Genomic DNA, 13,363 nt, shown 5'->3' with positions numbered 1-13,363 from the left:
CCAGCAGGCCTCGAATGGGCCACATAGTGCTGGATCCAGCGGGTGCAGATCAATCAGTCGGGCTTGTCGCCGCCGGCCAGGTTCTTTTTAGCCCCGGTCTTGAAGTCGGTTTCATACCAGCCGCTGCCACTCAGGCGAAAGCCGGGCATCGACAGCATTTTCTTCAGGGCCGGGGCCTGGCATGCCGGGCAGTCGGTCAAGGGCGGCGCACTGATCTTCTGGATCGCCTCCAGCTGATGACCGCAGGATTGGCATTGATAGTCGTACATGGGCATGGAAAAAATCTCGATAACCGCAGCGCCGACGGCGCGCAATAACCAGCAACGAAGAGTCAGCGCCCACGGCGCCGAGCAACAAAGAGCGAGATTATATCCGGTTAATCAAGGCTGTGCAGCACGGCGACTTCAGGAACCGACCGGGTATTCGAGTAAATGCACCACGCATACCACTCGCACCAGGCCGCTGAAGTTGCGCACCCCGCCAAAGCGCAAGTGCACCTGACGGTCGATGTGCGAGAGCACGGCATTGACCGAGCAGCCGTTGGACCGGGCAATGCGCTCGAGAATCTTCCAGTAGATCTCCTCCAGCCGCAGGCAGGTGGCGAAGCCGTTGAGGCGGACCGAGCGCGACAGGGGCTGGGCCAGGTGCATGTTGAACTGCTTTTCGAACGGGTCGATGCCGGGCTGGTCACAATGGGCGCCTGACGGGCGGCTTCGGGTGCAGGTCATGACGGGGGCGATGGCTTCGGATGAGCTGAGCATGGTTCGGTTCCTTGAACTGAGCGGATCGGACAGTACTTGCGCACCCTGCGAAGTAGACGACTGCCTCGATTCCGGCGACAAAACCATTTAAAACCACCGCCAAGCGGCCTGCAGCGGGGCATTTGTAACCGGTTCCGGCGCTGCGCCCGGCGCCTGCGGAAACCCTTCAGACTGACCATTTGCCCACAGGCTCTGGCCAGCGACGCCGCCCGGCCAGCGCCACAAAAAAGGCCCAAATGTCTTGCAAACATTTGGGCCTGGTGTGCCGCGCTCAAGGCGCTTCGGTTATTGGTTTTCCAGCAGCGAGCGCAGCATCCACGCCGTTTTCTCGTGGATCTGCATGCGCTGGGTCAGCAGGTCGGCGGTCGGCTCGTCGCTGACCTTGTCCAGCAGCGGGAAAAGGCTGCGGGCCGTGCGCACCACCGCCTCCTGGCCCTCGACCAATTGCTTGATCATGTCGTTGGCCGGCGGCACGCCTTCCTCTTCCTTGATTGCAGACAGGCGCGCATAGGTGGTGTAGGTACCCGGCGCCGGGAAACCCAGAGCGCGAATACGCTCGGCGATGGAGTCCACCGCCAGGGCCAGCTCGTTGTACTGCTCCTCGAACATCAGGTGCAGGGTACGGAAGGCCGGGCCGGTCACATTCCAGTGAAAGTTGTGGGTTTTGAGATAAAGAACGTAAGTGTCGGCGAGCAGATGCGACAGGCCATCGACGATGGACTTGCGATCCGCCTCACTGATACCGATATCAATTGCCATGCCATTCCCCTTTCATTTTGAAACATATCGATAAATGGACATTTACTCTAGCAAGACCGGGCCTCGCGCGCAGCCCTTGCCAGAGCCCTGCACTTGGCTCTAAGCGCTTGATTTGAGAGCCCCAAGCTTTGCTGTTAAATTGGTCGGGTGCCGCCGCATGCTTTCTATCGAGCTCGGTGCATAGGCTTGTCCTGGCACGTGATCAGCGCCGCTTCCGTTTCTCGGCGAACCGCGCCATGGCAGCTCTTCCTCAAGCTGTCCGTCTTAAAGTGAGTCACTCAAAATGTTGAAAATCGTTCACCTCGTAACGGGCGCAGCAGCCTTGCTGTTGTCTTTCATACCGAACCTGCGCGCCGACGCGCTCCCCTACCTGGAACAACCCGATGCTGTCTACCTGGCGTTCTTCGGCCTGCTCAACCTGCTGATCGCCCCGGTCGTGCCCTACTGGCACCGCGGCAGCCGCCATCAACTGCAGATCCTCTCCAGCGCCCTGCTGGTCCTCGCCGTGGTCCTGCAGACCATCGCCCTGCTGGCACCCCTGCCGATGATCGGCAGCCAACCGGCCATCCTGTTCAGCCTGGCCAGCGCCATGATCGCCGTGGCACTGCACCTGGGCGTGAGCTTCTACCGCGTGTCCAAGGCCGCTGCGGCCCCGGCTGGCAACTACGACATGAGCAACCGCGATACCGGCACAGTGAAGTGGTTCAACACCTCCAAGGGCTTTGGTTTCATCTCCCGCGACTCGGGCGACGATATCTTCGTGCACTTTCGCGCCATCCGTGGCGAAGGCCACCGGGTGCTGGTCGAAGGCCAGCGCGTGGAGTTCTCGGTGATGAACCGCGACAAGGGCCTGCAGGCCGAAGACGTCATCGCGGCCTCACCGCGTCGCTGACAGCGCCGGCGCAAAAAACAAAACCGCGAACAGGCTTCGCGGTTTTGTTTTTTCAGGGCCCAGCATTTCAATAGTGCGGCGGTGGCGCTTCTTCTTCCACGGACTCGAACTGCCCCACCAACTCTTCATGGCGCTTGAGCAGCGCAGCCATCTGCTGCTGCAGGCGGTCGACCACATTGCGCTGCTGCACCAGCACGTCGTTGAGCGCTTGAATAGTGTCGTCCTGAAACGCCAGGCGGCTCTCCAGATCGTTGACGCGTTCTTCGAGGCTCATGCTTGCGCCTCAACATAACTGCAATCTTCAGCCATTAGTGTATTGAACCTGTGCCGCAGGTCGGCGAGCTGTTCGGCGCTGTAAGACTGCGCGGGATGCTTGCCCCACACCGGCGCGGGCCAGGCGGCATCGTTGCGATAACGCACGATGACATGCATGTGCAGCTGGGCGACCACGTTGCCCAGGGTCGCGACGTTGATCTTGTCGGCGCCAAAGGCGGTGCTCAGGCGCTGAGCGAGCAGCTCCGTTTCGCGCCACAGCTGTCGGCGGTCCTGTTCATCGAGGTCGAACAACTCGCTCACTTGGTCACGCCGCGGCACCAGGATGAACCAAGGGTACTGCGCGTCGTTGCTGAGCAGTACGCGGCTGAGCGGCAGGTCGCCCAGATGATGAGTGTCTTGTTGCAGCCGTGGGTCCAGATTGAACACCGTCAAGTCTCCGGGAGGGGCAATTCAGGGAATCGCCACAGGATACAGGCGATCAGGGGTGCAATCATCCCGCTCGGCAAATGCACCCTTAAATGGCATGGATTAATGAATCGGGCTGCCCTGCCCCGGCGCAAGGCAGCGGTCTATACCGCGTTGAACCGCCTGGCGCGCTTTGGTGCCAGCCGCACCATTAGCGAGCATAAGTTCACTATAGGCCTGCAGGGCGCCGATCAAAGCCGATATTTCACACGAGGACATATGCCTAAATGCCTTCCACGCCGAGAAATTCCGTCTATCCGATTGCTTTGCGAAAGTTTCGCCATCGGCTAGCATCAAAATCCTCAGCGCTACTTTTCGCACCAAAAAGAGCCATAACGGCTGAACTCAGTGCGCAAAGTGGGAAGCCGCCTTCCCACTTTCGGACTTAAGCGGTAACAACCTGACTGCCAGGTTAAGCGTGGCGAGGTAACAGAAGATTGCTAGCAAATGCCTGAAAACCGGGGAGACCCCAGTGTTTTCGGGGGGTTCCACCACAGCGCAGAAAAAGTTGTGAAAAATTTGTTAGAAGATGTCACCTTTGTGCACGCTTGTTGCTATATCACTCGTATAGACGACCTGGCCGACACGGGCAGGACGGATGCGAGCAAGTTTGCTGGAGTGTGTAGAAGCAAAAACCTGGAACTTGATCCAGGTTGCGAGCCCTCGGGGGAACAGCCTTTTGCAAAGGCTTCAGACAAGGGCACGCGCTTCGGCCACAAGGATGCGATGCAAGGCGACACCGCCTCTAACCGGGCTGGAACGAATCAACGAACCCGTCGGGACGGCCTGGCCGGATCGGCAAAAAAAGAAAGAGCTGGCCCAGATAAAAAACCAGGTGGGCTGGCAGTACTCTTCCTAAAAACCAAAGGAGCAAGTCACGATGAAAGTGATGAAGTGGAGCGCAATCGCACTGGCAGTCACCGCCGCCAGCACCCAACTGGCCTCGGCAGCAGCCTTCGTCAGTGACCAGGCAGACGCCAAGGGTTTTGTGGAAGACAGCACCCTGAACGTGTTGCTGCGTAACTATTATTTCAACCGTGACAACAAGAACGGCAGCCATGATGCCATCGACTGGACTCAAGGCTTCCAGGGCGTATTCAGCTCTGGCTTCACCCAAGGCACCGTAGGCTTTGGCGTTGACGCATTCGGCTACCTGGGCGTGAAACTGGATGGCGGCAAAGGCACCACCGGTACCAACAACACCGTAGTGGGCAACGACGGCGATCCATCGGACAGCTTCGGCAAAGCCGGCGCCGCTCTGAAAATCCGCTTCTCGAAAACCGAGCTGAAAATCGGTGACCAGCAGCCAACCACCTCGCCGGTGTTTGCTGTAGGCGGCTCGCGCCTGGTGCCACAGACCGCTACCGGTGCCACCATCCAGAGCAGCGAAATCAAGGGCCTGGACCTGGAAGCCGGTCGCTTCACTTCGGCCACCAGCGAATCGCAAACCAACCGCGATGGCGAAATCTGGGCAACTTACGCCGGCGTATCGGCCAAGTCCGCTACCTATGCCGGTGGCAAGTATCAGATCAACGACGCCCTGTCGGCTTCGGTATATGGCCTGAAACTGGAAGACGTGTACAACCAGTACTACGGCAACCTGAACTACGCCTTGCCGCTGAGCGATACTCAGTCGCTGACCTTCGACCTGAACTACTACAACACCCGCGATTCGGGTGATGCCAAAGCAGGCGATATCACCAACAACACCTACTCGTTGTCGGCAGCGTACTCCTTCCTGACCGCTCACACCGTGACCCTGGCCTTCCAGAAAGTCAACGGCAACTCGCCTTTCGACTACATCGGCGTGGGTGACAACAACCGCGGCGGCGACTCGATCTTCCTGGCCAACTCCATCCAGTACTCCGACTTCAACGGTCCGGGCGAAAAATCGGTCCAGGCTCGCTATGACCTGAACATGGCCTCCTACGGCGTGCCTGGCTTGAGCTTCATGAGCCGTTACATCTACGGTTGGGACATCGACTACACCAAAGTGTCGGCTGACAGTGCTTACTACGCACGGGACGCAGACGGCGTAGGTATCGACTCGCACAACAACGCCAGCGACGTTCGTCACCACGAAATCAACCTGGAAGCCAAGTACGTTGTTCAGTCGGGCCCTGCCAAGGACCTGTCGTTCCGTATTCGTCAAGCGTTCCACTACGCCGACGCCGCTCAATCCGACGGCGACACCAAAGAGTTCCGCCTGATCGTCGACTACCCAATCTCGATCCTGTAATCGAGGCGAGCGCCAGCTCGCAGCAAGGTATCGCACGCTTCACGAAAGCCCGGCTCATGCCGGGCTTTTGCTCTTCTATATATAGAGAAGAAACATCCGCAGCCCGCCGCCACCGCCTGAACCTGCCTGCAAGTAGTGCCACACCCCGCTTTGCTCCCGCCGTCACCACCCCGTACAATGCCCAGCTTCTATAAAATTCAGCGACAGACAACGGCCTATCATGCGCACCAGTCAATATTTGCTCGCCACGCTCAAAGAAACCCCTTCCGACGCGGTCGTCATCAGCCACCAGCTCATGCTGCGCGCCGGCATGATCCGCAAGCTCGCCTCGGGCCTTTACACCTGGCTGCCGATGGGTCTGCGGGTCATGCGCAAGGTCGAAGCCATCGTCCGTGAAGAGATGGACGCCGCCGGCGCCCTCGAAGTGCTGATGCCCGGCATCCAGCCCGCTGAACTGTGGCAGGAATCCGGCCGCTGGGAGCAGTACGGCCCAGAGCTGCTGCGCCTCAAGGACCGCCATGATCGCGAGTTCTGCGCCGGCCCGACCCACGAAGAAGTGATCACCGACATCGCGCGCAACGAGCTCAACAGCTATAAACAGTTGCCGATCAACATGTACCAGATCCAGACCAAGTTCCGTGACGAGATTCGTCCGCGCTTCGGCCTGATGCGCGGCCGCGAATTCATCATGAAGGACGCCTACTCCTTCCACGCCGACCAGGCCTCGCTGCAGCAGACCTACGACCGCATGCACCTGGCGTACAGCAACATCTTCACCCGCCTGGGGTTGAAGTTCCGCCCGGTGGAAGCCGACAACGGCTCGATCGGCGGCGCCGGCTCCCACGAATTCCACGTGCTGGCCGAGTCCGGTGAAGACGACATCGTGTTCAGCGACAGCTCCGACTACGCTGCCAACATCGAAAAGGCCGAGGCCATCCCACGGGAAACCGCGCGCCCTGCCGCCACCCAGGAGCTGCGCCTGGTCGACACCCCCAACGCCAAGACCATCGCCCAGCTGGTGGAAAACTTCGGCCTGCCGATCGAGAAGACGGTCAAGACCCTGGTGGTGCATGCGGCCGAAGAAGGCAAGCTGATCGCCCTGATCATCCGCGGCGACCACGAGCTCAACGAAATCAAGGCAGCCAACCAACCCCAGGTGGCCAGCCCACTGGTCATGGCCAGCGAAGCTGAACTGCGCGCCGCCATCGGCGCCGGTGCCGGCTCCCTGGGCCCGCTGAACCTGCCGCTGCCGTGCATCATCGACCGCTCGGTGGCACTGATGAGCGACTTCGGCGTGGGCGCCAACATCGACGACAAGCACTACTTCGGCGTGAACTGGGAGCGCGACCTGCCCGTGCCGCCAGTCGCCGACCTGCGCAACGTGGTCGACGGTGACCCAAGCCCGGACGGCAACGGCACCTTGCTGATCAAACGCGGCATCGAAGTCGGCCATATCTTCCAGCTGGGCACCAAGTACAGCGAAGCGATGAAGTGCCAGGTGCTGGGCGAAAACGGCAAGCCGGTGACCCTGACCATGGGCTGCTACGGTATCGGCGTATCGCGCGTGGTGGCCGCCGCCATCGAGCAGAACAACGACGCTGGCGGCATCATCTGGAGCGATACCCTGGCGCCGTTCCAGGTCGCTCTGGTGCCGCTGCGCTATGAAACCGAGCCGGTCCGCGAGGCCACCGACAAACTCTACGCCGACCTCACCGCCGCCGGTTTCGACGTGCTGCTGGACGATCGCGACAAGAAGACCAGCCCAGGGATCAAGTTCGCCGACATGGAGCTGATCGGCATCCCCCATCGCATCGTGATCAGCGACCGCGGCCTGGCCGAAGGCAACCTGGAGTACAAGAGCCGCACCGAAAGCGAGGCCCAGGCCCTGCCGGTGGCCGACGTGCTGGCCTTCCTGCAGGCTCGCGTGCGTCGCTGAACCCCACCGAGGCCAGGCAACTGGCCTCATTGCACTGCAAGTGCGGCGCGCGAAACCGGCCTGGTGCCCTCTCGCGCGTCTTGCACTCACCCCCCTCCCTGTCAGCCGAACAACTCCAACTGCTCATGCGCGCCGCGCAGGTCCAGCAGCCTGACCCCAATCCCCAGCAGCCGCACCGGCTTACCTCCCCTGGAAAACGCCTGGCTCAGCAGCTGTTGATAACTGGCCAGATCGCGCCCTGCCCCTGCCTGTTCGAGGGTGGTCTGCGTGAAGTCGTGGAATTTCACTTTGACGAAGGGCTTGCCCGGCTTGTAGCTGCTGTCGATGCGCTGCATCCGGCCGGCCAGGGTTTCCATCAGCTCGGGCAGCTTCTCCAGGCAACTGGCCAGGTCCGGCAGGTCGACGTCATAGGTGTTTTCCACGCTGATGGACTGGCGCCGGCTGTCGTTCTGCACCGCGCGTTCGTCGACGCCGTGGGCCAGGTTCCACAGGCGCTCGCCAAAGCTGCCGAATTCGCGCACCAGCGCCAGCTTCTTCCACTCGCGCAGCTCCCGGCAATGCTCGATGCCCAGGCGCGCCAGCTTGTCGGCAGTGACCTTGCCCACACCGTGCAGCTTGGCCACGGGCAGGTCGGCTACGAAGGCCTCCACTTCGCCCGGCGTAATCACGAACAGGCCGTTGGGCTTGCGCCAGTCGCTGGCGATCTTGGCGAGAAACTTGTTGGGTGCCACCCCCGCCGAGACGGTGATATGCAGACGTTGCGAAACCTTGCGCCGGATGTCCTGGGCGATGCGCGTCGCGCTGCCGGAGAAATGCGCGCAGTCGGATACATCCAGGTAGGCCTCGTCCAGCGACAGCGGCTCGATCTGCTCGGTGTATTCGCGAAAGATCGTGTGAATCTCCCGCGACGCTTCCTTATAAGCGTCCATGCGCGGCTTGACGATGGTCAGGTCCGGGCACAGCTTGAGCGCGTGGCGGGACGACATGGCCGAGCGCACGCCATAGGCCCGCGCCTCGTAGTTGCAGGTGGCGATGACCCCGCGCCGCTCGGCCGAGCCGCCCACCGCCAGCGGCTTGCCGACCAGGCTAGGGTTGTCGCGCATTTCGATGGCGGCGTAGAAACAGTCGCAGTCGACGTGGATGATCTTGCGCTGGGTCATGTACCGCCAGTCATGGAAACAAACAGATGCGCATTATCGCATCCACCACGGACCAACGGCAGGCGTAGCCGACGAGAATCCATGAAACCCGGCGCTGCAGAATTTATTTTCTCAATCGAAAAAGCGTAGTCGATAGGCCGCCAGCCCTTGCCGTGCCTGCCTCTCAGCGCTTTTCCCTGGCGCTAAGCGATTGAACGCGAAGAGTTTTCTGCAAACTAGCGGTTGACAGCCCAGCGTCACGCTGTAAAATCCGCCCCACAGACGCGGGATGGAGCAGTCTGGTAGCTCGTCGGGCTCATAACCCGAAGGTCGTCGGTTCAAATCCGGCTCCCGCAACCAAACATCAAAGAAGGCTACTCGAAAGAGTGGCCTTTTTTGTGTCTGCTGGTTTCTTTGATCGGCTGTTGAGGTCGGTTCCCGAGCAAGCCTGGTCCGGCAGAGGTGGACTGCCAATCGGCAGCGAGGCATCAATTTTAGACCAAATCCAAACCTTTGCTTGACACCCACCGCTTTATCCGTAGAATGCGCCCCCACAGACGCGGGATGGAGCAGTCTGGTAGCTCGTCGGGCTCATAACCCGAAGGTCGTCGGTTCAAATCCGGCTCCCGCAACCAACATCGAAAAAGGCCACTCGAAAGAGTGGCCTTTTTTGTTTGCGCAGGAAAAAGCGCTGCAGCGGCTGTCGCACTGAACGGCAAAAATGTGGTCCACCCATGGGTGGACGCCTCGTGAAACTTCCCCTATAGCTGAAGCAGCGGGCCTGTAGAATTGTCTTACAGGTTAATATGTACTGAATTATTTTCTTCGTAAGGATTGGTAACTTGATTGGATACCCTCATCCTGTTGCGCATTATCCAAGAGGTGATTGATGCGCCCCGACTCGCCGAATACCCTTGACCCTGCGGTGCCTGAAACCGCTCCCGACCCGATCCACCCCCGCCCGCGCCTGGGTGAATGGATCAGCAAATATCGGCAGCCCCTGGGGCTGGCCGTCACCCTCTTGCTGTTCTGCATCGCCATGGTGGCCTGCCACCACCTGCTCAGCGAGCTGGACATCTACGCGCTGCACGACTCGGTCACCGACACGCCGAACTCCGCGCTGCTCGGCGCTTTCGCCGCCACGGCCTTCGGCTTCATCGTGTTGCTGGGCTACGAGTGGTCGGCCAGCCGCTATGCCTCGGTAGACCTCAAGCCTAAAACCCTTGCGCTGGGCGGCTTCACCGCGTTCGCCATCGGCAACGCCATCGGTCTGTCCATGCTCTCTGGCGGCTCGGTGCGCTACCGTCTGTACTCGCGCGAAGGCATCGGTGCCGGCGAAGTGGCGCGCATGACACTGTTCGCCAGCCTGTCGCTGGGCTGTGCCTTGCCCCCGTTGGCCGCTCTGGCCACCTTGAGCAACCTGCCAGCCGCGTCCGAGGCGTTGCACCTGTCGCCGTGGCTGCTGGGCCTGGTGGCCGGGGCGATCCTGGCCCTGGCGCTGGCGCTGGGTGCCGGCATCTATCGGCGGCGCCTGCCCGAGCAGCCGATCGCGCACAACCTGTTGGTCAAGGTGGGTCGGCGCACCCTGCGCCTACCCGGCCTGAAGCTGACCCTGCTGCAGCTGGTCATCACCGCCCTCGACGTGCTGGCGGCCGCCACTGTGCTCTACCTGCTGCTGCCCGAAGCACCGCCCTTCGGCGCCTTCGTGCTGGTGTATCTGCTGGCGCTGGCCGCCGGCGTGCTCAGCCACGTACCCGGGGGCGTCGGCGTGTTCGAGGCCATCCTGCTGGCCGCCTTTGCCAACGACCTGGGCGCCGCGCCCCTGGCCGCTGCCCTGCTGCTATACCGCCTGATCTACGTGATGCTGCCGCTGCTGCTGGCCTGCGTCGCCTTGCTGATCAATGAAGGCCGGCGGCTGCTGGCCAAGCAGTCAGTACGGGTCGGCTCCGGGATGGCCGCGCCGATCCTGGCGGTGCTGGTGTTTCTCTCCGGCGTGGTGCTGTTGTTCTCCGGGGCGACCCCGGAGATCGACACCCGCCTGGAGCACATGGGCTTTCTGCTGCCGCACCGGCTGATCGACGCCTCGCACTTCGGCGCCAGCCTGATCGGCGTGCTCTGCCTGCTGTTGGCCCAAGGCCTGCGCCGGCGCCTGTCGGCGGCCTGGATGCTGACCATGATCCTGCTGCTGACCGGCGCCCTGCTCTCGCTGCTCAAGGGTTTCGACTGGGAAGAAGCCTCGCTGCTGGTGATGACCGCCGCGCTGCTGTCGATCTTCCGCCGCTCCTTCTACCGCCCCAGCCGCCTGCTCGAGCTGCCGTTCTCGCCGTTCTATGTGCTGGCCAGCGCCAGCGTGGTCGGCGCGTCGATCTGGCTGCTGCTGTTCGCCTACCAGGACGTGCCCTATAGCAACCAGCTGTGGTGGCAATTCACCCTCGACGCCGATGCTCCACGCGGCCTGCGCGCCGCCCTGGGCAGCGCCGTGGTGCTGGTGATCGTTTCCCTGACCTGGTTGCTGCGCACCGCGCGGCCGACCATTCACCTGCCCACGGCCGATGAGATCCAGCGCGCCGCGAAGATCCTCCAGGCCTCGGACCAACCCGACGGTGGCCTGGCCCTGACCGGTGACAAGGCGCTGCTGTTCCACCCCAAGGACGAGGCCTTCCTGATGTACGCGCGCCGTGGCCGCAGCCTGGTGGCGCTGTACGACCCCATCGGCCCGACCCAGCAGCGCGCCGAGATGATCTGGCAGTTCCGCGACCTCTGCGACTTCCATCACGCTCGCCCGGTGTTCTACCAGGTGCGCGCGGAGAACCTGCCGTTCTACATGGACATCGGCCTGACCGCGATCAAGCTGGGCGAGGAAGCGCGGGTCGACCTGCGCAAGTTCGATCTCGAAGCCAAGGGCAAGGAGATGAAGGACCTGCGCTACACCTGGAACCGCGGCACCCGCGACGGCCTCTCGCTGGAGGTGTACGAGCCTGGCCAGGCGCCGCTTGAAGAGCTGCGAGTGATCTCCGATGCCTGGCTGACCGGCAAGAACGTGCGCGAGAAAGGCTTCTCGCTTGGCCGTTTCAGCGATGAGTACCTGTCGCACTTTCGCATTGCCATCGTCCATTTCGAAGGCAAGCCAGTGGCCTTTTCCAACCTGCTGGAAACCCACAGCAGCGAACTGGCCAGCCTTGACCTGATGCGTGCGCACCCCGATGCGCCGAAACTGACCATGGAATTCATGATGGTCGGCCTGATTCAACATTATAAGAACAAGAGCTACGCGCGGTTCAGCCTGGGCATGGTGCCGCTCTCGGGGCTGCAGCCTCGGCGCGGCGCGCCGCTCACCCAGCGCCTGGGCTCGATGGTGTTCCGCCGTGGGGAACAGCTGTATAACTTCCAGGGCTTGCGCCGCTTCAAAGACAAATTCCAGCCTGACTGGGAACCCCGTTACATGGCCGTGCCCGCAGGTCTCGACCCGCTGGTGGCACTGGCCGATACCGCTGCCCTGATTGCGGGCGGCCTGACTGGATTGGTGAAACGCTGATGATTCGACGCTCCTGGCGATTGCTGGTCGCCGTACTCGTGGTGCTGCTGGTAGCAGCGGGTATTGGCTACTGGTGGATCAACCGCCCTGCCCCACAACCTGCCGTGAAACAACTCAAGACCGCCGATGGTGCAGCCGTGACCCAGGTGATCCCCGGCGAGCCGGACGAAGCCCAGGTCGCCCTGGCCGTGCCGGCCGATCAGGCGCTGAACAATTCGCAACTGGTCAGCCTGAGCCAGGATTCCAACGCGAGGATCATCCAGGTGATTCTCCCGGACGGCGACTGCCAGGCCCAACAAAAGGCCTTTGACGACAGCCTGCAATACCTCAAGGGTGCACCGACCCTGGTCGGCGGCATCGGCTCGGGGGCCAACCTGGCCTGGCGCTGGCTGGCCGGACAAAGCAACGACCAGGCACGGGCGATTTCCGTGGGGTTCGACATCGACCCCAAGGGCTGCACCCTCGCCCTGCCGCAGAAGGCCGAGCACGGCCACTGGACCGCCGCCTGGAACGACGCCCCGGATGACCCGAGCGCGGCGTTCGTGCGCGGCCAGAGCAACGCCGACACCAGCATCAGCGACTACGACGTGCACCTGCCGCAGGTGCTGAAGAACCAGCTCAGCCACTACCTGGTGGACGACGACAGCGACGCGCCGAACATGCCGGTGATCGAAGTACCGGCCGGCCAGCCGAGCGACACTGTGACGCTGTTCCTTTCCGGTGACGGCGGCTGGCGCGACCTGGACCGCGATGTCGCCGGCGAAATGGCCAAGCTGGGCTACCCGGTGGTCGGCATCGACACCCTGCGCTACTACTGGCAGCACAAGAGCCCTGAGCAGAGCGCCAACGACCTGGCCGAGCTGATGCAGCATTACCGGCAGAAGTGGGGCACCAAGCGTTTCGTGCTGACCGGTTTCTCGTTCGGCGCCGACGTGCTGCCGGCGATCTACAATGCCCTGCCTGCCGACGAGAAAAAGCGCGTGGACGCGGTGATCCTGCTGGCATTCGCCCGCAGCGGCAGCTTCGAGATCGAAGTTGAAGGCTGGCTGGGCAAGGAAGGCAAGGAAGCGCCTACCGGGCCGGAAGAAGCCAGACTGCCGGCGGAGAAAGTGCTGTGCATCTACGGCATCGAGGAAAAGGACGAGACCGGCTGCACCGAGCCTGGCGCAGTCGGGGAAATGGTCCAGCTGCCTGGCGGCCACCACTTCGACGAGAACTATCCGGCCCTGGCCAAGCGCCTGATCGACGCGATCGAGAAGCGCCAGGGCAGGACGCCTAAGAGCTGATACCCCTGCAATAAAAAGCCCCGCCGATGCGGGGTTTTTTTTGCTTTCGCGCCGGGCCGGCCCGCCTGAAGGTGC

The 13,363-nt window shown here is 62.1% G+C and carries 12 protein-coding genes and 2 tRNA genes; 8 read left to right on the top strand and 6 right to left on the bottom strand.

What is annotated here, in order from left to right:
* Window positions 1-53: 53 nt before the first annotated feature.
* The 3 genes from SFA35_RS06260 to SFA35_RS06250 all read right to left on the bottom strand — a co-directional run bounded on the left by SFA35_RS06260 (window position 54) and on the right by SFA35_RS06250 (window position 1,520).
* On the bottom strand, window positions 54-275 hold the full coding sequence (locus SFA35_RS06260; protein WP_320576314.1) for a zinc ribbon domain-containing protein: 222 nt from the start codon (window positions 273-275) through the stop codon (window positions 54-56).
* A gap of 129 nt (window positions 276-404) precedes the next feature.
* Window positions 405-728 (bottom strand): ribbon-helix-helix domain-containing protein, encoded by a 324-nt coding sequence (locus SFA35_RS06255; RefSeq protein ID WP_320578866.1) that lies wholly within the window; start codon window positions 726-728, stop codon window positions 405-407.
* 318 nt (window positions 729-1,046) lie between these two features.
* Window positions 1,047-1,520: a Dps family protein gene (locus tag SFA35_RS06250; protein ID WP_320576312.1), complete on the bottom strand. Its 474-nt coding sequence runs from the start codon at window positions 1,518-1,520 to the stop codon at window positions 1,047-1,049.
* Between the two features lie 283 nt (window positions 1,521-1,803).
* On the opposite strand from SFA35_RS06250, the gene SFA35_RS06245 reads away from it, so the two are divergent.
* The gene (locus SFA35_RS06245) at window positions 1,804-2,412 is read left to right on the top strand and encodes a cold-shock protein (RefSeq protein ID WP_320576310.1); all 609 of its coding nucleotides are present in this window, start codon (window positions 1,804-1,806) and stop codon (window positions 2,410-2,412) included.
* 67 nt (window positions 2,413-2,479) lie between these two features.
* Here SFA35_RS06245 and SFA35_RS06240 read toward each other — a convergent pair whose 3' ends face one another.
* Together SFA35_RS06240 and SFA35_RS06235 are read right to left on the bottom strand one after the other, a co-directional pair.
* Complete coding sequence (locus SFA35_RS06240; RefSeq protein ID WP_320576308.1) at window positions 2,480-2,686, bottom strand: SlyX family protein; 207 nt, start codon at window positions 2,684-2,686, stop codon at window positions 2,480-2,482.
* Complete coding sequence (locus SFA35_RS06235; RefSeq protein WP_320576305.1) at window positions 2,683-3,114, bottom strand: HIT domain-containing protein; 432 nt, start codon at window positions 3,112-3,114, stop codon at window positions 2,683-2,685. Before SFA35_RS06235 ends, SFA35_RS06240 begins: the two co-directional genes overlap by 4 nt.
* A gap of 486 nt (window positions 3,115-3,600) precedes the next feature.
* On the opposite strand from SFA35_RS06235, the gene SFA35_RS06230 reads away from it, so the two are divergent.
* From SFA35_RS06230 to SFA35_RS06220, 3 genes are all read left to right on the top strand, one after another.
* Window positions 3,601-4,119 (top strand): hypothetical protein, encoded by a 519-nt coding sequence (locus SFA35_RS06230; protein ID WP_320576303.1) that lies wholly within the window; start codon window positions 3,601-3,603, stop codon window positions 4,117-4,119.
* Complete coding sequence (locus tag SFA35_RS06225; protein ID WP_320576301.1) at window positions 4,034-5,392, top strand: OprD family porin; 1,359 nt, start codon at window positions 4,034-4,036, stop codon at window positions 5,390-5,392. Before SFA35_RS06230 ends, SFA35_RS06225 begins: the two co-directional genes overlap by 86 nt.
* Window positions 5,393-5,612: 220 nt before the next feature.
* Complete coding sequence (locus SFA35_RS06220; RefSeq protein ID WP_320576299.1) at window positions 5,613-7,328, top strand: proline--tRNA ligase; 1,716 nt, start codon at window positions 5,613-5,615, stop codon at window positions 7,326-7,328.
* A 101-nt stretch (window positions 7,329-7,429) separates the two neighbouring features.
* Here the strand turns inward: SFA35_RS06220 and dinB are convergent, their stop codons facing one another.
* Window positions 7,430-8,488, bottom strand: a complete 1,059-nt coding sequence (gene dinB, locus SFA35_RS06215; RefSeq protein WP_320576298.1) for a DNA polymerase IV — start codon at window positions 8,486-8,488, stop codon at window positions 7,430-7,432.
* A gap of 262 nt (window positions 8,489-8,750) precedes the next feature.
* Between dinB and SFA35_RS06210 the strand changes: the two genes are divergently transcribed.
* From SFA35_RS06210 to SFA35_RS06195, 4 genes are all read left to right on the top strand, one after another.
* A tRNA-Met gene (locus SFA35_RS06210) sits at window positions 8,751-8,827 on the top strand.
* A gap of 198 nt (window positions 8,828-9,025) precedes the next feature.
* Window positions 9,026-9,102, top strand: a tRNA-Met gene (locus tag SFA35_RS06205).
* Between the two features lie 254 nt (window positions 9,103-9,356).
* Window positions 9,357-12,002 (top strand): bifunctional lysylphosphatidylglycerol flippase/synthetase MprF, encoded by a 2,646-nt coding sequence (mprF, locus tag SFA35_RS06200; RefSeq protein WP_320576295.1) that lies wholly within the window; start codon window positions 9,357-9,359, stop codon window positions 12,000-12,002.
* A complete protein-coding gene (locus SFA35_RS06195) occupies window positions 12,002-13,288 on the top strand; it encodes a virulence factor family protein (RefSeq protein ID WP_320576293.1) in 1,287 nt (428 codons plus the stop codon). The genes mprF and SFA35_RS06195 overlap by 1 nt, the downstream gene beginning before the upstream one ends.
* Window positions 13,289-13,363 lie beyond the last annotated feature (75 nt).

Source organism: Pseudomonas sp. HR96, assembly GCF_034059295.1.
Taxonomy (GTDB): domain Bacteria; phylum Pseudomonadota; class Gammaproteobacteria; order Pseudomonadales; family Pseudomonadaceae; genus Aquipseudomonas.
The sequence above is the reverse complement of the archived record's forward strand: the minus strand, read 5'-3'. Positions and strand labels throughout refer to the sequence as shown.